We start from the raw sequence: 19512 nt of genomic DNA on the forward strand, positions 1-19512 counted from the left end.
AATTTGGCTCGGTAGCTCAGTTGGTAGAGCAATGGATTGAAGCTCCATGTGTCGGCGGTTCGATTCCGTCTCGCGCCATATTTTGTTTTATTAAGCGGGTGTAGTTTAGTGGTAAAACTACAGCCTTCCAAGCTGTTGTCGCGAGTTCGATTCTCGTCACCCGCTTTGAACGAAAGTTCATACCAAGTTTTTGAACTTGGGCGCGTAGCTCAGGTGGTTAGAGCGCACGCCTGATAAGCGTGAGGTCGGTGGTTCGAGTCCACTCGTGCCCATTAATAGGAGAATTACTCAAGAGGCTGAAGAGGACGGTTTGCTAAATCGTTAGGTCGGGTAACCGGCGCGGGGGTTCGAATCCCCCATTCTCCGTACGTAAAGGGAGCTTCTAGGCTCTTTTTTTGTATGTAAATCCCCCTTCTAGATCGTTAAAAGGGGGATTTGTTTATTACCAATTTGTTAGTGATATTTCTCCGCTATTTAGCCAGATAGTACGTTTGTTTGCAAGTTCGACTTGTAGTTGACCAGATTCTGAGATTTCTTTTGCAAGTCCTTTTTTAAGTTTTCCATCTAGCTGGAAGGTAACTTCTTTTCCAAGAACTAATGATCTTTCTTTATAGATATAAAGTAGCTCATCTGGATCCGTATTGTAGAAACAATTCCATATTTCGCTGATGAGCTCATTACGACTAATTGGTGCAGGTGGCATAAATAGGCTACCTGCTTTTTCTTTTAGGTCTTCTGGGAAGTCTGCTATAGAAAAATTTATACCAAGTCCGATAATGACATCTGTAACCAAGCCTGTTTCAACTGATGTCATTGCTTCGGTGAGGATACCTGCTATCTTTTTATTTTTTAAGTAGATGTCATTTACCCATTTGATATCTACTTCTATCATAGTTAGATTTTTAATGGCTTTGTAGGTTGCAGCAGCTACAAGGAGAGTATAGGAAGGGAGTTTTTCATAGGGAAGATTGGGTTGAATATGCAGGGACATATAGATCCCACCCTGAGATGGAGAATAGTAGGGGCGCTGAAAGCGGCCACGACCTGCTGTTTGACAGGTTGAAAGATAGAGTGTGTTTCCTTGGTTTCCAGCCTCAATCCCTTCTTTTGCATCTGTTTGTGTTGATTTTGTCTCAGGTTTGTAGCGAATGGTTAAGTTGGTTTTCTCCTGAATCAAATCAGGCAATATCAGATCGCCTTGAATAAGCTTGTATCCTCTATTTTTGATACTGTCAATTTCTAGGCCTTCTTGTTGAAGACGTTGGATCGCTTTCCATATGGATGTACGGCTTAAATTCAGTTCTTCTCCGATTTTTTCTCCGCTGACATAATCGTTTTCTCTAGCTAATATTTGGTAAACTAGTTGGTGTGATTTCATTGATTTTCCTTTCTAGCTAAGAGGGAGTGAGAGTATTCATTTCGAGTTTGACTAGGTGTTTTATGAAAAAACTGTTTGTAGGCTTTTGAGAAATGTAGTGGGTCTGAAAAACCTACAGAATATGCAATGACTTTGATCGTTTCATTTGTGTGTTCTAGTAACTGTTGAGCACGGTTCATTCGAACGAAAAGTAAATACTCTTTTGGAGAGAGTTGGTGAAATTCTTTAAACACACTAGTTAAGTAACTTCTATGAACCGATAGCTCTTTTGCTAAATCTTGAATGGTGAGCGATCGTGGATAGTGACTATCAATTAATTGTTTGCAGTCAAGATAGAGCTGGTGAGTTGATGAAATATTCTCTTTTTTCTGATTGGGAGCAATCGTTCCTAGATGAAACATTAGTTCATGGAGTTGTCCCATGATGTGGAGTTGAGCCAATTCATTAGATTTTGTAATCTGAGCAAAGCAGACAATATCTGAGATGAGTTTTGCAGTTGTTTGTGTATGACAGTTATTTGACTGGATGAGGTAGGATTGGTCAGAAATTTGAGATAGAGCAAAGTAGTCAGGTGCCCTCCCTCCAGTGATCCCCAACCAGTAGTAAGCCCAAGGATCCTGGCTATCTGCTTGATAGAATGTTAATTCATCTGGTTTTAGTAAAAAGAAATCTCCTGCCTTTAAATCAACAATTTTCCCCTTATAATGGAATTGACCTTTTCCTTTAGTAATGTAATGTAGTACATAGGTATCTCGAATAGCTGGACCAAAAGAGTAATTAGGCGTGCATTCTTCATAACCGTAGAAGCTAAGAGAAAGATCAATTGTTCCAGTCTGGTATTCTGAAAAAACGAGCATGGGCCACCTCCTACCTAACATTTTACCATACTTTGTATACATTTCTCTATTTTAGAAAGCGCTTTTATGTGCTAAAATTTTATCAAGAAATAGATGAGGTACAATTTATGGGAGTTCGAATAGAGAATAATCTATTTTACGTTGAGAGTAAAGGTTTAAGTTTGATTATTGAAAATAGGGATGGATTCTTATTATTAAAACATTTAGGAAAGACTATTAAGAACTATAGAGGGGCTAATAGTGTTTACGAACGCGATCATGCTTTTTCTGGTAATCCCATAGCTACTAATCGAACCTTTAGTTTGGATACGCAACGTCAGATTTTTGGACAACATGGTTTGGGTGACTTTAGAAAACCAACTTTACAGGTTCAACATGATGCAACTGAAGTAACAGACTTTCGATTTGTAGAAGCAAAGATTTTAAAAGGTCAGAATGGTCCACAGGGTTTACCTTCTCCACACAGCATGGATGATACAGAGACTCTTGCCTTGATTTTAGAAGATTCTAAGGCTCAACTTAGTCTGACTTTGTATTATACTGCTTTTGATAATGATGCGACAATTGCTAGTTACAGCAAATTGGAGAATAATAGCAATCAGGAAGTTGTCATTCATAAGGACTTTTCTCTCATGGCTGATTTTCCTGCTGCAGCTTACGAAATAGTGACTTTACAGGGAGCTTATGCTCGTGAAAAGACTGTTCGACGTCAACAGGTAGAACAAGGAATCTTTTCGATTAGTTCGAACCGTGGAGCTTCTGGGCATGCTCAAACACCAGCTCTTCTACTATGTGATCAAGGAGCCACAGAGGATGCTGGGAATGTGTTTGCTTTGCAACTACTGTACAGTGGAAACTTCGAAGCTTTTGTCCAAAAAAATCAACTGAATGAAGTTCGGGTGGCTATTGGCATTAATCCAGAAAACTTTTCTTGGAAGTTAGATCCTGAGGAAAACTTTGAAACACCGGTAGCTTTAGTGACCTATTCAGATAAGGGATTAACCGGTATCAGTCATGAAAGTCAGAATTTTGTACTTAAGCACATTATGCCAAGTAAATTTTCTAAAAAAGAACGCCCAATTCTTATCAATAACTGGGAAGCTACTTACTTTGACTTTCAGAGAGAAAAACTGTTAGAATTAGCTGATGAAGCTAAGAAAGTTGGAATAGAACTTTTTGTATTAGATGATGGGTGGTTTGGAAATCGCTTTGATGATAATCGTGCTTTAGGTGATTGGGTTGTTAATGAGGAAAAACTGGGTGGAAGCCTAGAAAGTTTGATTTCAGCTATCCATGACAGAGGTTTGCAGTTTGGCCTTTGGTTAGAACCTGAGATGATTTCTGTTGATAGCGATTTGTATCGCAAACATCCTGACTGGGCCATTCAGGTTCCTGGCTATGAGCATACCTATTCTAGAAATCAATTAGTACTTAATCTTGCCAATCCTCAGGTAGTAGAATACTTGAAAAATGTCTTAGATGAACTCCTATCTTATCATGAGATTGACTACATCAAATGGGACATGAACCGCAATATCACTAACCTAGGAAATGGCTTAACTTATCTAGAGACACAGATGCAATCTCATCAGTACATGCTGGGACTTTATGAACTCGTTTCTTATCTGACAGAGAAGCACAGCCATATTCTCTTTGAGTCCTGCTCTGGTGGTGGTGGACGAAATGATCTTGGTATGATGCGCTATTTCCCACAAGTCTGGGCTAGTGATAATACAGATGCCATTGCACGTTTACCAATTCAATACGGTTCATCCTATCTCTATCCAACCATTTCTATGGGGGCTCATGTGTCAGCAGTACCGAATCACCAGATGGGACGAAAGACACCGTTAGAAACACGTGGCCATGTAGCCATGATGGGAAATCTGGGTTATGAGCTTGATTTGACAAGTTTATCAGATGAGGAGAAAGCTGAGATCGCTAATCAGGTGAACTTGTATAAAGAATTGCGACCAGTAGTCCAGTTGGGAAATCAGTATAGGTTAATTAATCCCGATGCTGCATCCAATGAAGTAGCTGTACAATTTAACTATGGAAATCAAACGATTGTAACCTACGTCCGAGTCCTATCAGTTGTGGAAACAATGGAAACCACCTTGAAACTGAAAGACTTAGAGGTGGAAGGGCTTTATGAGCTGGAAGGGACAAACATTGTTTACTCGGGTGCAGAGCTCATGTATGCAGGTTTAACTGTTACCTTATCGCCAGGAGATTTTTTGAGTAGACAGTATAAATTCAAAAGACTATACTAAAAGCGTATAAATTTATTAAGGAGGCATTCCAATGAAATGGTATAAGAAAGCAGGTTTTCTTTTAGTAGCTGGGGTAAGTTTACTAGGTCTAGTGGCTTGTGGTCAGAGCAATCAACCAGCTGATGGTAAGGTAACGATTGAGTTTTTTAACCAGAAGACCGAGATGGCAGATACCTTGCAAAGGATAGTGGATGATTTTGAAAAGGAACACCCTAATATTGATGTGAAGCTGACTACAGTACCCGCAGCTGGAATTGTTCTGAAGACTCGGATTTTATCAGGAGATGTTCCAGATATTATTAATATCTATCCTCAAAATATGGATTTTCAGGAGTGGGCAAAAGCAGGTTATTTTGCAGATATGACAGGAAAATCCTATCTTGAGAACATCAAGAATGACTATGCCGAAAAGTATGCAATCAATAACAAGGTTTATAGTGTGCCTTTAACGGCTAACCTTTATGGAATTTATTACAATAAAACAAAGTTTAAAGAATTAGGACTTGAGGAACCGAAGACTTTTAAAGAGTTTCAAGAGATTGTTAAAAAGATAAAAGATAGTGGGCATTCTCCGTTTGCAGTTGCAGGCAATGAAGGCTGGACACTAAATGGTTACCACCAACTTTCTCTCATTACTCTTACAGGTAGTGGAGACGCGGCTAATAACTACCTTCGCTTTTCAAAACCAAACGCAATCTCTGCAGATGATGCTATTTTAAAAGCAGATGCAGAACGACTCGATTTATTAGCAGATAATGCTCAAGATGGTTGGCGTGGTGCCTCTTATAATGATGCGGTGGTAGCATTTTCGAGTGAAAAAGCCTTGATGATGCCACAAGGATCATGGGCATTAGCCGCAATTAATCAACAGGATCCAAAATTTGAGGTGGGGATGTTTGCCTTTCCTGGAGAAGAAGTAGGAAAAGAAGTCACTGTTGGTGCAGGGGATATGGCATTATCAACTTCAGCTACTACCAAACACCCTAAGGAAACCGAAGAATTTATCAGCTATATGACTAGTCCAAAAGCTATGCAGTCATACTATGATATAGATGGATCACCAGTTGCGGTGAAAGGTATACAGGAAAAAGAAGATTCAGCGCTTGCAGCTATTTCTAAACTGGCTTTTACGGACAAACATTATGTTTGGTTGGGCCAACGCTGGAACTCTGAAGAAGACTTTTTTAATCTAAGTGCAGGTTACCTGATGGATAAAAATCTGAAAAATATGGCAAACAATCTCAATGCTTTCTTTAATCCAATGAAGGCAGATTTGGACTAGAATAGGAGTTAAGATGATATGGCTATTCGAAAATTTTTAAATAAATACTGGGGTTGGACATTTTTGCTCATCCCGCTTGCTTTACAAGCTATCTTCTTTTACTTTCCAATGGTACAAGGTGCTTTCTATAGTTTGACTAACTGGACTGGATTGACCTATAATTATAAATTTGTTGGTTTAAATAACTACAAATTACTGATGATTGATGGGAAATTCTTCACAGCCATATCCTTTACTTTGATTTTAACTCTGGCATTGATTATTGGAGAGATTACGATTGGGATGGTTGTGGCACGAGCCTTAAATTCTAAGATGAAGGGGCGGACCTTCTTTAGAGCTTGGTTCTTTTTCCCGGCTGTTTTATCTGGTTTGACAGTTTCCTTGATTTTTAAACAATTCTTCAACTATGGGCTTCCAACGATTGGAAAAATTTTAGGAATTAGTTTTTTACAAGAGAGTCTATTAGGGACACCTGTCGGAGCGGTAGTGGCAACTATTTTTGTTCTTCTATGGCAAGGAGTAGCTATGCCAATCATTCTCTTTCTTGCTGGTCTTCAGAGTATTCCAACTGATATTTTAGAGGCAGCATCAATTGATGGTGCAACCAGTAAACAAACTTTTTGGAAGATTGAATTGCCCTATTTACTGCCAACGATCTCAATGGTTTTTATCTTGGCTCTTAAGTCTGGTTTGACAGCCTTTGACCAAATTTTTGCGTTGACGAGTGGTGGTCCAAATAATGCTACAACGTCTCTTGGACTTTTAGTCTACAACTATGCTTTCAAGAGTAATCAATATGGATATGCGAATGCAATTGCCTTGATTTTATTCTTAATTATTGGAATTGTTTCTCTGATCCAAATCAAGCTATCAAAGAAATTTGAAATCTAATAGAGGAGTCCTACACATGAAAAAAGAAGAAAAATTGAATCAGTTTTGGAAATACGTCCTCTTGATAGTCGGTGGTATTCTTATACTTGTTCCTTTGTTGGTAACAGTATTTAGTTCTTTCAAGACAACTAAGGATATCATGAATCATTTCTTTAGTTTGCCCAATCCTTTTACGTTGAGTAATTATGAACGATTGATTTCGGATGGAATTGGAGGCTATTTCTGGAATTCAGCAGTTATTACGGTGTTATCATTGATTGTAGTGGCTTTCTTTATACCAGCTGCAGCTTATTCCATTGCTCGAAATATGTCCAAGAAAAAAGCCTTTGCAATTATGTATTCGCTCTTGATCTTAGGGATATTTGTTCCATTTCAGGTGATTATGATTCCCATCACAGTTATGATGAGTAAACTCGGTCTAGCGAATATGTGGGGGCTAGTAATACTCTACTTAACTTATGCTATTCCACAGACTCTCTTCTTGTATGTTGGTTATATTAAAATCAGTATACCAGATAGTTTAGATGAAGCTGCAGAAATTGATGGGGCTGATCGTTTTACAACTTATCGTCGAATCATTTTTCCAATGTTGAAGCCCATGCATGCGACAACTTTGATTATCAATGCCCTCTGGTTCTGGAATGACTTTATGTTGCCACTTTTGATTCTGAATAAGGATTCCAAGATGTGGACTTTGCCTCTCTTCCAATACAACTATCAAGGTCAGTACTTCAATGACTATGGCCCAAGCTTTGCATCTTATATTGTGGGAATTGTAACGATAACCATTGTCTACCTCATCTTCCAAAAACATATCATTTCAGGAATGAGCAACGGGGCAGTGAAGTAACAAGATACAAAGCCCGTTAAAAGCTCACAGTGAAAATAGGGAATCTGAATAAGAAGCCTTGGCTTCTTGGAAGATTCATCTTTTTCACACAGAGCTTAGGGCGTGTTCAATTAAGATACAAAGGAACGGTTCATCTTATTGGCAATTCTATGTAGAAAACAGAAAGTCGTATTTAGTTGCTTGCAGTCTATATTAGTCCGAGTTCGAAGCGAACAAAAATCTAAAAATATCTTTCATTTACGAAGCCAGGTCATATAAGACTTGGCTTTCATCAGAAAAAGGAGAACATCTATGACCATTCAAAATAAAACTATGTTGATTACTTATTCAGATAGTCTTGGAAATAACCTTAAAGACTTATATGAGAATTTGGAAGAACATTTTGGCGATGCTATTGGGGGAGTTCACCTTCTACCATTTTTCCCATCAACAGGTGATCGTGGATTTGCGCCAGTTGACTATGATGAAGTGGATTCAGCTTTTGGTGATTGGGAGGACGTTAAGCGTTTAGGTGAGAAATATTATCTTATGTTTGACTTTATGATTAATCATATTTCTCGTCAATCTAAGTATTATAGGGACTATCAAGAAAAACATGAAGCCAGTGAATTTAAAGATCTCTTTTTAAACTGGGATAAGTTTTGGCCAGAGAACCGTCCGACACAGTCTGACGTAGATTTAATCTACAAGCGTAAGGATCGTGCACCAAAGCAAGAGATTGTATTTGCAGATGGTTCAGTAGAACATTTGTGGAATACCTTTGGTGAGGAGCAGATTGATCTTGATGTGACCAAAGAAGTAACGATGAGATTCATCCGTAAGACGATTCAACATCTAGCAAGTAACGGGTGTGACTTGATTCGTCTAGATGCCTTTGCTTATGCAGTGAAGAAATTGGATACCAATGATTTCTTTGTGGAACCAGATATTTGGGATTTATTGGACAAAGTTCGAGATATCGCTGCTGAGTATGGGACAGAGCTCTTACCTGAGATTCATGAACACTATTCGATTCAGTTTAAAATAGCGGACCATGATTACTATGTTTACGATTTTGCCCTTTCAATGGTGACTCTTTATACTCTTTACAGTTCCAGAACAGAGCGCTTGGCCAAGTGGTTGAAGATGAGCCCGATGAAGCAATTTACGACACTAGATACCCATGATGGAATTGGAGTGGTGGATGTCAAAGATATCCTGACCGATGAGGAAATTGACTATGCTTCAAATGAGCTCTATAAGGTTGGAGCGAATGTCAAACGGAAGTACTCTAGTGCCGAGTATAACAATTTAGATATCTACCAAATCAATTCAACCTACTATTCTGCGCTTGGAGATGATGATGTCAAGTATTTCCTAGCTCGTCTGATTCAAGCTTTTGCTCCAGGCATTCCTCAGGTTTACTATGTGGGTCTATTAGCAGGAAAAAATGACTTGAAATTGTTAGAAGAAACCAAAGAAGGTCGAAATATTAATCGTCATTACTATAGCAATGAGGAAATAGCAGAAGAAGTTCAACGTCCTGTGGTGAAGGCCCTTCTCAATCTATTTTCTTTCCGTAATCGGTCAGAGGCCTTTGATCTAGAAGGAACTATAGAGGTGGAAACACCAACAGCTCACAGCATTGTAATCAAACGTCAAAATAAAGACAAGTCCGTAACAGCAGTAGCAGAAATTGATTTACAAAGTCAGACCTATCAAGTAGTGGAAAACGGCAGAAAAATTCAGTTCTAGTGCTATATTAATGAAAGAGTTTTTTTGTTGTGAAAACGTGTTCATTGTTCCCAAATGACGGAAAAAATGGTAGAATATAAAGATAGTTTAGCATTTATCTTCTGGAGAAATCCAGAACAGAAAGGATCCGTTTTGAAATCAATTGGATTACTGGATAAGATAAGAGGGCTTTCGAAAAAAGATTTCTTTTTGTATTTGATGATCATAAGTATCTTTTTACCTTTTTATTTGTTCTTAGCCCTCTTTGCTTTATATTTGATAGGTTTACTTGTTACTGGGGAGATGAAGGGAATTATCAAAGGATTAGCCAAACATCCTGTACTTCTCTTTTTTATTGCCTACAGTAGTATCATCTCTATCGTCGCTAAGAACTGGCTTGGATTGGTTGCATCTTTACTGATGTTTCTCTTCCTCATTTTCTTTAGTTTCTACCAGAAACGTCTGACACATGCTTTCTTTCGACTGATACTGCAGACAATCTTGTTTGGTAGTGTGCTCTCTGCGGCTTTTGCTACTTTGGAGCATTTCCAAATTGTAAAGAAATTTAACTATGCCTTTCTTTCGCCCAATATGCAGGTATGGCATCAGAATCGGGCAGAAGTGACCTTTTTTAATCCTAATTACTATGGAATTATTTGTTGTTTCTGTATCATGATTGCCTTCTATCTCTTTACAACGACCAAGTTGAATTGGTTGAAGGTATTCTGTGTGATTGCAGGCTTTGTTAATCTCTTTGGATTGAACTTTACTCAAAATCGAACTGCCTTTCCTGCTATTATCGCTGGAGCCATCATTTATCTCTTTACAACCATTAAAAACTGGAAGGCCTTTTGGCTTAGTATCGGGGTCTTTGCGATTGGCTTGAGTTTCCTTTTTTCTAGTGATTTGGGAGTTCGGATGGGGACTTTAGATTCCTCTATGGAAGAACGCATTTCTATCTGGGATGCTGGGATGGCCTTGTTTAAGCAAAATCCTTTTTGGGGGGAGGGGCCATTGACCTATATGCACTCTTATCCTCGGATAAATGCTCCTTATCATGAACATGCTCACAGCCTTTATATTGATACGATTCTGAGTTACGGAATTGTGGGAACCATTTTATTAGCTTTGTCTTCTGTTGCTCCTGTTCGTTTGATGATGGATATGAGTCAGGAGTCGGGGAAACGTCCAATTATCGGTCTTTATCTATCTTTCCTTACAGTGGTTGCTGTGCATGGAATCTTTGACTTGGCCCTTTTCTGGATTCAGTCAGGTTTCATTTTCTTGTTAGTTATGTGCAGTATTCCATTGGAGCGTCGAACCTTGGTATCAGACATGACGGATTAAGTTTATAAGATTGAAATCTTCTACCTTGAGTAGGAGATTTTTTACTGAGAAAAATTAGTTCTAAATCGAAATAGTTGACAATTGGAATAATAAGTATTATAATGTTTTTTATTCGTATCGATATAGAAATAAATTGGAGGTTTCATGAAATATTGTCATTTGGTAGCCCATCATATTCGTTTGTTGAATGGGCGGCTTTTTCAAAAGTTACTGAGACAAGACCCTGACTCTCTTTATCGGAGTGAGCAGGGAAAGATTTTAGCGGTTTTATGGAATAGTAAGACGGGCTGTGCAACTGCGACAGATATTGCGCTTGCGACTGGGCTTGCTAATAATACGTTGACGACTATGATAAAAAAGTTAGAGGAGCAAAATCTTATAACTGTCAGTCCGTGTGGAGAAGATAAGCGTAAGAAGTATTTAGTTTTAACAGAGTTGGGCAAGTCCCAGAAAGAAGTTGGGCAACGTGTCAGTCAGAGATTGGATACTATCTGTTACAAAGGATTTTCAGAGGAAGAAATTCGTCAGTTTGAAGGTTTTCAAGAAAGAATTTTGGCTAATCTGAAAGAGCAGGAAAATGAGGTTTAGAATGGGGTAAATTAGTTATTAAAAGTTTGGTAACTTGACAAACCGAGGAAAATTTTAAATTGAGGACAAAGAATGATTGAATACAAAAATGTAGCGCTACGCTACACAGAAAAAGATGTTTTGAGAGATGTCAATTTACGGATTGAGAATGGGGAGTTCATGGTTTTAGTTGGTCCATCTGGATCTGGTAAGACAACCATGATCAAGATGATTAACCGTCTTTTGGAACCAACTGATGGAAATATTTATATGGATGGCAAGCGCATCAAAGACTATGATGAGCGGGAACTTCGTCTTTCTACTGGTTATGTTTTACAGGCCATTGCTCTTTTTCCCAATCTAACGGTTGCGGAAAATATTGCCCTCATTCCTGAGATGAAGGGCTGGAGCAAGGAAGAAATTGCTCAGAAAACAGAAGAGCTTTTGGCTAAAGTTGGTTTACCAGTGGCTGAGTATGGACATCGACTTCCTAGTGAACTATCTGGCGGAGAACAGCAACGGGTTGGTATTGTTCGTGCTATGATTGGTCAGCCTAAGATTTTGCTTATGGATGAACCTTTTTCAGCCTTGGATGCCATTTCGAGAAAACAGTTGCAGGTTTTGACGAAAGAATTGCATAAAGAGTTTGGGATGACAACGATTTTTGTGACCCATGATACGGATGAAGCTTTGAAATTAGGTGACCGTATTGCTGTCTTGCAGGACGGAGAGATTCGTCAGGTGGCGAACCCTGAGACCATTTTAAAAGCTCCTGCAACGGACTTTGTAGCAGACTTGTTTGGAGGTAGTGTTCATGACTAATTTGATATCAACTTTTCAGGATCGTTTTGGTGATTGGGTAACAGCTCTATCTCAACATTTGCAGTTGTCACTTTTAACCTTGTTACTAGCTATTTTTATCGCGATTCCTTTGGCTGTTTATCTTCGTTATCATGAAAAGATGGCGGACTGGGTCTTGCAGATTGCAGGAATTTTCCAGACTATCCCGTCTCTGGCCTTGTTGGGACTCTTTATTCCCTTGATGGGAATTGGGACCTTGCCTGCTTTGACAGCACTAGTGATTTATGCGATTTTCCCAATTTTGCAAAATACCATCACTGGGCTAAAGGGAATTGATCCAAGTCTACAAGAGGCTGGGATTGCCTTTGGGATGACTAGATGGGAGCGTTTCAAGAAGTTTGAAATTCCACTTGCCATGCCTGTCATTATGTCTGGGATTCGGACGGCAGCGGTCTTGATCATTGGTACGGCGACCTTGGCTGCCTTGATTGGTGCAGGGGGACTGGGTTCCTTTATCCTTTTGGGAATTGACCGCAATAATACCAGTCTGATTTTGATTGGGGCCCTTTCTTCTGCAGTGCTGGCTATTGCCTTTAACTTCCTGCTAAAAGTGATGGAAAAAGCAAAATTGCGGAAGATTTTCTCTGGTTTTGCCTTGGTGACCATATTGCTTGGTCTGTCTTATAGTCCAGCCCTCTTGGCTCAAAAAGAGAAAGAAAACTTGGTGATTGCTGGGAAATTGGGTCCAGAACCAGAAATTTTGGCCAATATGTATAAGCTGCTGATTGAAGAAAATACCAGTATGACTGCGACTGTTAAACCGAATTTTGGGAAAACAAGTTTCCTCTATGAAGCTCTGAAAAAAGGGGATATTGATATCTATCCTGAATTTACTGGTACGGTGACTGAAAGTTTGCTTCAGCCATCACCCAAGGTAGGTCATGAGCCAGATCAGGTTTATCAGGTGGCGCGTGATGGCATTGCCAAACAGGATCATCTGGCCTATCTAAAACCTATGTCTTATCAAAATACCTACGCTGTAGCTGTTCCGAAAAAAATTGCTCAAGAACATGGCTTGAAGACCATTTCGGACTTGAAAAAAGTGGAAGGGCAGCTGAAGGCCGGTTTTACTCTCGAGTTTAATGATCGTGAGGATGGAAATAAGGGCTTGCAATCAATGTATGGTCTCAATCTCAACGTAGCGACCATGGAGCCAGCTCTTCGCTATCAGGCAATTCAGTCAGGCGATATTCAAATCACAGATGCCTATTCGACAGATGCAGAATTGGCGCGTTATGATTTGCAGATCTTGGAAGATGACAAGCAACTCTTCCCACCTTATCAAGGGGCCCCACTCATGAAAGAAGCTCTTCTCAAGAAACATCCTGAGTTGGAGCCAGTTCTCAATAAACTAGCAGGTAAAATCACGGAAAGCCAGATGAGCCAGCTCAACTACCAAGTCGGTGTTGAAGGCAAGTCAGCAGAACAAGTAGCCAAAGAATTTCTACAAGAACAAGGCTTGTTGAAGAAATGATGGGGCAGAGACTTTAAACATACTGAACTCAACTCCCTTAAACAACTAGATAAAAGAATGCTCAGACAATGTCGTCTGGGCTTTTTTGATATTAGAGTTACTGAATGTCTTTCAAAATGGAAAATAATACTCAATGAAAATCAAAGAGCAAACTAGGAAGCTAGCCGCAGACTGTACTTGAGTACGGTAAGGTGACGCTGACGTGGTTTGAATTTGATTTTCGAAGAGTATAAGAGGAAATTTTCAGGATTTTCCAATATTTTACTGTAAATACACTTGACTATTCAGAGAATAGGTGTATAATGTGTTGTGAACTACTTAACAAATAAGGATTTCCAACTCATGTCGACTAAGGATGGAAATCTTGTGTATAGACAGTTCAGTAGATATATAATAGAGCGTTGCGTCCGAAAGTCTATCCAGACACGGCTCTTTAAAAACAAAAGGAGAAAATATGACGACTTATTTGCAAACAAAACTCAAGAATATCAAAATTACTCTTGGTGAAATGTCTGGTGGCTACCGCCGTATGGTTGCTGCTATGGCTGATTTGGGATTTTCAGGAACCATGAAGGCTATCTGGAATGACCTCTTTGCCCATCGTAGTTTTGCTCAGTGGCTTTACCTGCTGGTTTTAGGAAGTTTTCCAATCTGGCTGGAGTTGATTTATGAACACCGCATTGTTGACTGGGTTGGGATGATTTGTAGCTTGACAGGGATTATCTGTGTTATCTTTGTATCGGAAGGTCGAGCAAGTAATTACCTTTTTGGTTTGATTAACTCTGTTATTTACCTTATCTTGGCTTTGCAGAAAGGCTTTTATGGTGAGGTGCTAACGACACTCTACTTCACGGCCATGCAGCCAATTGGACTTCTAGTTTGGATCTACCAGGCACAGTTTAAAAAGGAAAAGCAGGAGTTTGTCGCGCGTAAACTGGACGGTAAGGGTTGGACCAAGTATCTTTCTATTAGTGTTTTCTGGTGGTTGGTATTTGGGTTCATTTATCAGTCTATCGGAGCCAATCGTCCTTATCGCGATTCCATCACCGATGCGACCAACGGGGTGGGGCAAATCCTCATGACAGCTGTTTACCGTGAACAATGGATATTCTGGGCAGCTACCAATGTCTTTTCTATCTATCTCTGGTGGGGAGAAAGCCTGCAAATCCAAGGGAAATACCTGATTTACTTGATCAATAGTCTAGTTGGTTGGTATCAGTGGAGCAAGGCCGCAAAGAGTGCTTAAAAAGTAAAAAAGGATCATCTGATCCTTTTTTGTGTTAGAGCAAAATGAATAATACCGTAATGATAATAGCGCTCGTTATACGAACGATGTGGTGCGATATATGTTGGTGTTCTTTCTGTTGCCCGTTCCAGTAGGCTCCATAGCAGACGATACTTGAGCCCACAATCCATAGAAGAATGGTTGCAAGTGGGACGAAGTAAAAGATGGCTAGAGCCAGAGAGGTGAGGCAACTGCCAACCAAAATGCATTTATTTCCTAGACTGTAGTTCTTTTGTTTCATGGCTGAAAAAGCAGCAGCAAGGTGAAGCAATGAGAAGGCGAGAGCTAGTACAATTGTTAGTATTCCTAGAATCATCGAAGTTAACATAGTTGGTTCCTTTCTGAGTTACAGGCTTAGTTATCAAGTGGAGTTGTAGAGGTCATCTCCATTACATCAAGGTAAAATCTCACCACTTGGTCTTCGGTATAAGATTTTCCTTTTTTTAGCCACCAAGTTAGGGTCTCGATAAAGTTCGTCACAACAAAATGCTGGAGGTAGGAGGCCGGAATGTTTGGATAGGCCTCTTGCAAGTCACCCGCCACCATGGGATAAACGTGGTGTTCGAGTTCCTTGTGTAGTTGGCGGAGGAAGTAGTCGTTTTTAGAAAAAAGGAGACTGGTGACATGGTCCTGGTTTTTCTGAAAATGTAAAAAGATATGTGCGAGGTAGTCCTCGGTAGTAAAGTGTCCTTCCCTTTCAAAGAGATGATGAAAGAGGTAGCGACAGAGCTCATCTAAAAGGAGTTCCTTGCTTTCATAGTGACAGTAAAAAGTAGAACGTCCAACATCTGCTAGGTCAATGATATCCTGAACAGTAGTGGCATCATAGCCCTTGTCGTTCAAAAGTTGTAAAAAAGCTTGATAGATGGCTTTTTTCGTCTTGCTGACTCGACGGTCTCTTTTTGGCATATAGACACTTGAGACAAACTGTTCAGAACTGAATAGGACTGACAGTTTGCTTCTATCCTTTCTTTGAATTTTATTAGATAATACAAATGAAAGAAGTATGTATATACCCATTATACCAAAGGAGGGAGAGAAATGAGTTCTAAAACATCTATCTGGTTAGCTTTTTTCTTAAATTTAAGCTATGCGATTGTTGAGTTTATCGCAGGAGGAATCTTTGGTTCGAGTGCCGTTCTTGCTGATTCTGTTCATGACCTGGGAGATGCTATAGCCATTGGCATCTCAGCCCTTTTAGAAACAATTTCAAACCGTGAAGAAGATAGACAGTACACCTTGGGTTACAAACGTTTTAGTCTTTTAGGAGCCATGCTAACGTCTGTGATTCTTATGATAGGGTCTGTCCTAGTGATTTTGGAAAATATCACGAAGATTGCTCATCCGCAACCCGTTAATGAGAATGGCATCCTCTGGCTGGGAATCATTGCAGTAGCTATCAATGTACTAGCAAGTCTGGTAGTTCGTAAAGGAAAGACAAAGAACGAGTCAATTCTTAGCTTGCATTTTTTGGAAGACACTCTTGGTTGGTTGGCCGTCATCCTAATGGCGATTATCCTCCGATTTACAGATTGGTATATCCTTGATCCGCTTTTATCGCTGGTTATTTCCATCTTTATTCTGTCGAAAGCCATTCCTCGCTTTTGGAGCGCACTGAAGATTTTCCTAGATGCTGTGCCAGAAGGAGTCGAGACCAGTGATTTGGAGAAGGATTTAGAGGCTCTACCCAATGTCAAAAGTGTCAATCAACTTAGCATTTGGTCCATGGACGGTCTAGAGAACAATGCTATTGTCCACATTTGTATCAAGGACTGGGAACAGATGATGGAAACCAAAGAAGTGGTGCGTCAATGTTTAGAAGAAAGAGGCGTGCAGAATATCACTATTGAAGTAGATATCAGTCAAAGCAATCATGCGCAACATAGGCGGAGGGTGAGAGAGTTAGAGCAGAAGCAGGGGCATCATTAGTAAAAAGTAAAGAATGATTAAGCCCCTATGTTATTTGAAATAGAGTATTTTCTTTCCTGTTTAAATATCTTAAAAGTTTGATCCTATAAGGCTCTGTATAAACTTTACTTAGTTGTTTGGTAATTAAAAAAATTTTTCTATTAGATGCAAAATGTTTGACTTGGAGTCAACTCAAAGTTGTATAATAAGATGAATGAGTTATAGTTGCTTAAATTCAGTGAAGGAAATGAAAGGAGGCTAGTATATGAATATTAAATCTGCCAGCGACTTATTGGGAATTTCAGCGGATACGATTCGGTATTATGAGCGAGTTGGTCTTGTGCCACCGATTACTCGAACCGCGACTGGAATTCGTGACTTTCAAGATCAGGATATAGAAGCTCTGGAATTTATTAAGTGTTTTCGTTCGGCGGGTGTCTCTGTAGACAGTTTAGTTGACTATATGTCGCTTTACCAAAAGGGGGATGAAACGAGAGAGGAAAGGCTTGGTATTTTAGAAGACGAAAAGAAAAAATTAGAGAAGCGCTTGTCTCATTTACAGACGGCTTTAAATCGCTTAAATCACAAAATTAAACTTTACAAGGAAGGAAAATTTTAAATGAAATCAGCAGTATATACAAAGGCAGGTCAGGTTGGTCTTGCTAGTATTGAACGTCCGCAAATAATAGAAGCGGATGATGTGATTATTCGTGTAGTTCGTGCGTGCGTTTGTGGTTCAGATTTATGGAGGTACCGTAATCCAGAAACGAAAGCTGGACACAAAAATAGTGGACACGAAGCGATTGGGATTGTCGAAGAAACTGGGGAAGCCATTATGACGGTGAAACCAGGTGATTTTGTCATTGTCCCTTTTACCCATGGCTGTGGGGAGTGTGATGCCTGTCTTGCTGGCTTTGACGGTTCTTGCGACAATCATGTTGGTAATAACTTGGGAGGCGATTTTCAGGCGGAATATATTCGTTTTCACTATGCAAACTGGGCGCTGGTTAAAATCCCTGGACAACCTTCTGACTACACAGAAGGTATGCTCAAGTCACTTTTGACACTGGCTGATGTCATGCCGACCGGTTACCATGCAGCGCGTGTTGCTAATGTTCAAAAAGGGGATAAGGTTGTCGTTATCGGGGATGGGGCTGTTGGCCAATGTGCTGTTATTTCAGCTAAGATGCGTGGAGCGTCGCAGATTGTCCTTATGAGTCGTCATGAAGATCGCCAAAAGATGGCCTTGGAATCAGGTGCGACAGCTGTTGTGGCTGAACGTGGCGAAGAGGGAATTGCCAAAGTCCGTGAAATCCTTGGTGGTGGAGCAGATGCAGCCCTTGAATGTGTTGGGACTGAAGCAGCCGTAGATCAAGCCCTTGGGGTTCTTCACAATGGTGGACGTTTAGGATTCGTTGGTGTTCCTCATTACAATAACTGTGCGCTCGGTTCTACATTTGCCCAAAATATTTCAGTGGCAGGTGGAGCAGCCTCAGTTACTACTTATGACAAACAAGTTTTGTTAAAAGCGGTTCTTGATGGAGACATCAATCCAGGTCGCGTCTTTACTTCAAGTTATAAACTGGAAGATATCGACCAGGCTTATAAAGATATGGATGAACGCAAGACCATTAAGTCTATGATTGTGATGGATTAACAATGAAAATCCTAATGGAGAATTGAGACTCTCTATTAGGATTTTTTGCGTTGGTATATTTGTTGAGTTATGGCAGCGTACTTTCTCTCAAAGTCAGTCTGGTTCCCAGCATAGTCAGGCTAGGAATTTTCCGACCATGGAGAACTTCCTTATTAAGAATATCCATACCTGCTCGGCCCATTTCCTCGGTATAGACAGTGATACTGGAGAGGGGAGGATAGACCTGCTTGGTCAGGCTAGTGTCGTTAAAAGAAATGAGACTGACGCGGTCTGGTAGGCTAATTCCAGCTTCTTGAAGGGCACGGAGGGCGCCGATGGCTAAACTATCGCTAGCAGCGAAAAAGGCTGGTGGGAGTTGTTCTCCTAGCTTGTGAATGGCCTCCTTCATCAAGTCATAGCCAGACTGGGCAGTAAAGCTCCCCTGAAAGACCAGTTCTTCATGGTAGATACCATTTGCTTGGGTAATGTCTTTGAAATTCTCTAGCCGCTTATCCTGGATAATTTCTTCCTGGTCGGTTGTTTCCTCAAGGCCTGTGAGAATTCCGATACGGTTCATCCCTTGACTGAGGAAATGGTCTACAACTTGTTTCACAGCAGTGTAAAAGTCAGTAATAATACAGGTATGACCTAGTGAGAGGGTGTCGCTGTCTATAAAGACTAAAGGTTTTTGGTATTCTTCAAAGGCAGCAATCTGAGATCGGCTAAATTTTCCGATGCAGAGAATGCCAATCACTTCCTCGCTCAGTGTAAAAGGATGGTCATTAAAATAGCGCAAGATATCATAGTCCAACTCTTGGGCTCTTTTTTCAATACCGAGACGAATCTGGTAGTAGTAGAGGTCGTCCAACTCCCCTTGTTCGCTGACCCATTGGATAATGGCAATTTTTTGTTTGGGTTTGTGGGATTCGCCTGTCTTGAGGTGCTTGGTATAGCCCAGCTCTTCCGCGACGGTTAATATACGGTGTCTGGTTTCTTCTGTAACAGATAGACTCTGGTCGCGATTGAGGACACGAGATACGGTCGCAATAGAGACAGAGGCTAGCTGTGCGATGTCTTTTAAGGTAGCCATAAATCCTCCTCCTTTTAGGTTAGTATATCATATTTTTCTTCTTTTTACCGATAGTTTAGTAAAAGTTTAGTAAAAAGGATTGACCTTGGTAAATCCCTTG

The 19512-nt window shown here is 40.1% G+C and carries 18 protein-coding genes and 4 tRNA genes; 17 read left to right on the forward strand and 5 right to left on the reverse strand.

Annotated elements, in window-relative coordinates:
* The first annotated feature begins 5 nt into the window (after nucleotides 1-5).
* From GMD3S_RS0206945 to GMD3S_RS0206960, 4 genes are all read left to right on the forward strand, one after another.
* Nucleotides 6-78: transfer RNA gene (locus tag GMD3S_RS0206945), tRNA-Phe, on the forward strand.
* 16 nt (nucleotides 79-94) lie between these two features.
* Nucleotides 95-165 (forward strand) — tRNA-Gly (locus GMD3S_RS0206950).
* A 33-nt stretch (nucleotides 166-198) separates the two neighbouring features.
* Nucleotides 199-272: transfer RNA gene (locus tag GMD3S_RS0206955), tRNA-Ile, on the forward strand.
* A gap of 6 nt (nucleotides 273-278) precedes the next feature.
* Nucleotides 279-366: transfer RNA gene (locus GMD3S_RS0206960), tRNA-Ser, on the forward strand.
* Between the two features lie 76 nt (nucleotides 367-442).
* Here the strand turns inward: GMD3S_RS0206960 and birA are convergent.
* Both birA and GMD3S_RS0206970 read right to left on the reverse strand, forming a co-directional pair.
* The gene (gene birA / locus GMD3S_RS0206965) at nucleotides 443-1378 is read right to left on the reverse strand and encodes a bifunctional biotin--[acetyl-CoA-carboxylase] ligase/biotin operon repressor BirA (protein WP_000835303.1); all 936 of its coding nucleotides are present in this window, start codon (nucleotides 1376-1378) and stop codon (nucleotides 443-445) included.
* Nucleotides 1375-2235 carry an AraC family transcriptional regulator gene (locus tag GMD3S_RS0206970; protein WP_000959982.1) on the reverse strand — a complete coding sequence of 287 codons (861 nt, stop codon included), beginning with the start codon at nucleotides 2233-2235 and terminating at the stop codon, nucleotides 1375-1377. The genes birA and GMD3S_RS0206970 overlap by 4 nt, the downstream gene beginning before the upstream one ends.
* Nucleotides 2236-2342: 107 nt before the next feature.
* On the opposite strand from GMD3S_RS0206970, the gene GMD3S_RS0206975 reads away from it, so the two are divergent.
* The 10 genes from GMD3S_RS0206975 (at nucleotide 2343) to pnuC (ending at nucleotide 14739) form a co-directional block, all read left to right on the forward strand.
* A complete protein-coding gene (locus GMD3S_RS0206975; RefSeq protein ID WP_000538907.1) occupies nucleotides 2343-4508 on the forward strand; it encodes an alpha-galactosidase in 2166 nt (721 codons plus the stop codon).
* 31 nt (nucleotides 4509-4539) lie between these two features.
* Entirely contained in the window at nucleotides 4540-5790 is a 1251-nt protein-coding gene (locus tag GMD3S_RS0206980) for an extracellular solute-binding protein (protein ID WP_000872428.1), read from the forward strand.
* Nucleotides 5791-5808: 18 nt separating this feature from the next.
* Nucleotides 5809-6681 (forward strand): carbohydrate ABC transporter permease, encoded by an 873-nt coding sequence (locus GMD3S_RS0206985; protein ID WP_001007695.1) that lies wholly within the window; start codon nucleotides 5809-5811, stop codon nucleotides 6679-6681.
* Nucleotides 6682-6697: 16 nt separating this feature from the next.
* Entirely contained in the window at nucleotides 6698-7531 is an 834-nt protein-coding gene (locus tag GMD3S_RS0206990) for a carbohydrate ABC transporter permease (protein WP_000711267.1), read from the forward strand.
* Between the two features lie 291 nt (nucleotides 7532-7822).
* A complete protein-coding gene (gene gtfA / locus GMD3S_RS0206995; protein WP_000155214.1) occupies nucleotides 7823-9265 on the forward strand; it encodes a sucrose phosphorylase in 1443 nt (480 codons plus the stop codon).
* Between the two features lie 132 nt (nucleotides 9266-9397).
* Nucleotides 9398-10591, forward strand: coding sequence for an O-antigen ligase family protein (locus GMD3S_RS0207000; RefSeq protein WP_008289123.1), 1194 nt, complete (start codon nucleotides 9398-9400; stop codon nucleotides 10589-10591).
* Between the two features lie 144 nt (nucleotides 10592-10735).
* Nucleotides 10736-11179 (forward strand): MarR family winged helix-turn-helix transcriptional regulator, encoded by a 444-nt coding sequence (locus GMD3S_RS0207005; RefSeq protein WP_000872571.1) that lies wholly within the window; start codon nucleotides 10736-10738, stop codon nucleotides 11177-11179.
* A gap of 72 nt (nucleotides 11180-11251) precedes the next feature.
* The gene (locus GMD3S_RS0207010; protein WP_000575225.1) at nucleotides 11252-11980 is read left to right on the forward strand and encodes an ATP-binding cassette domain-containing protein; all 729 of its coding nucleotides are present in this window, start codon (nucleotides 11252-11254) and stop codon (nucleotides 11978-11980) included.
* Entirely contained in the window at nucleotides 11973-13493 is a 1521-nt protein-coding gene (locus GMD3S_RS0207015) for an ABC transporter permease/substrate-binding protein (RefSeq protein WP_000183016.1), read from the forward strand. Before GMD3S_RS0207010 ends, GMD3S_RS0207015 begins: the two co-directional genes overlap by 8 nt.
* 454 nt (nucleotides 13494-13947) lie before the next feature.
* Nucleotides 13948-14739, forward strand: a complete 792-nt coding sequence (gene pnuC / locus GMD3S_RS0207020; RefSeq protein WP_000214770.1) for a nicotinamide riboside transporter PnuC — start codon at nucleotides 13948-13950, stop codon at nucleotides 14737-14739.
* A 34-nt stretch (nucleotides 14740-14773) separates the two neighbouring features.
* On the opposite strand, the gene GMD3S_RS0207025 is transcribed toward pnuC, so the two are convergent.
* Together GMD3S_RS0207025 and GMD3S_RS0207030 are read right to left on the reverse strand one after the other, a co-directional pair.
* Nucleotides 14774-15106 (reverse strand): hypothetical protein, encoded by a 333-nt coding sequence (locus GMD3S_RS0207025; protein ID WP_000958142.1) that lies wholly within the window; start codon nucleotides 15104-15106, stop codon nucleotides 14774-14776.
* Nucleotides 15107-15132: 26 nt separating this feature from the next.
* Complete coding sequence (locus GMD3S_RS0207030; RefSeq protein WP_001126071.1) at nucleotides 15133-15687, reverse strand: TetR/AcrR family transcriptional regulator; 555 nt, start codon at nucleotides 15685-15687, stop codon at nucleotides 15133-15135.
* Nucleotides 15688-15819: 132 nt separating this feature from the next.
* On the opposite strand from GMD3S_RS0207030, the gene GMD3S_RS0207035 reads away from it, so the two are divergent.
* The 3 genes from GMD3S_RS0207035 to GMD3S_RS0207045 all read left to right on the forward strand — a co-directional run bounded on the left by GMD3S_RS0207035 (nucleotide 15820) and on the right by GMD3S_RS0207045 (nucleotide 18343).
* Nucleotides 15820-16707, forward strand: a complete 888-nt coding sequence (locus tag GMD3S_RS0207035; RefSeq protein WP_000095933.1) for a cation diffusion facilitator family transporter — start codon at nucleotides 15820-15822, stop codon at nucleotides 16705-16707.
* Nucleotides 16708-16951: 244 nt separating this feature from the next.
* Nucleotides 16952-17305, forward strand: coding sequence for a stress response transcriptional regulator NmlR (gene nmlR / locus GMD3S_RS0207040; protein ID WP_001022627.1), 354 nt, complete (start codon nucleotides 16952-16954; stop codon nucleotides 17303-17305).
* Nucleotides 17306-18343, forward strand: coding sequence for a zinc-binding dehydrogenase (locus tag GMD3S_RS0207045; protein WP_000833743.1), 1038 nt, complete (start codon nucleotides 17306-17308; stop codon nucleotides 18341-18343).
* A 67-nt stretch (nucleotides 18344-18410) separates the two neighbouring features.
* Here the strand turns inward: GMD3S_RS0207045 and galR are convergent, their stop codons facing one another.
* Nucleotides 18411-19412 carry a DNA-binding transcriptional regulator GalR gene (gene galR / locus GMD3S_RS0207050; RefSeq protein ID WP_000212534.1) on the reverse strand — a complete coding sequence of 334 codons (1002 nt, stop codon included), beginning with the start codon at nucleotides 19410-19412 and terminating at the stop codon, nucleotides 18411-18413.
* Nucleotides 19413-19512: the final 100 nt, after the last annotated feature.

It is taken from the genome of Streptococcus sp. GMD3S, from assembly GCF_000298695.2.
GTDB lineage: Bacteria > Bacillota > Bacilli > Lactobacillales > Streptococcaceae > Streptococcus.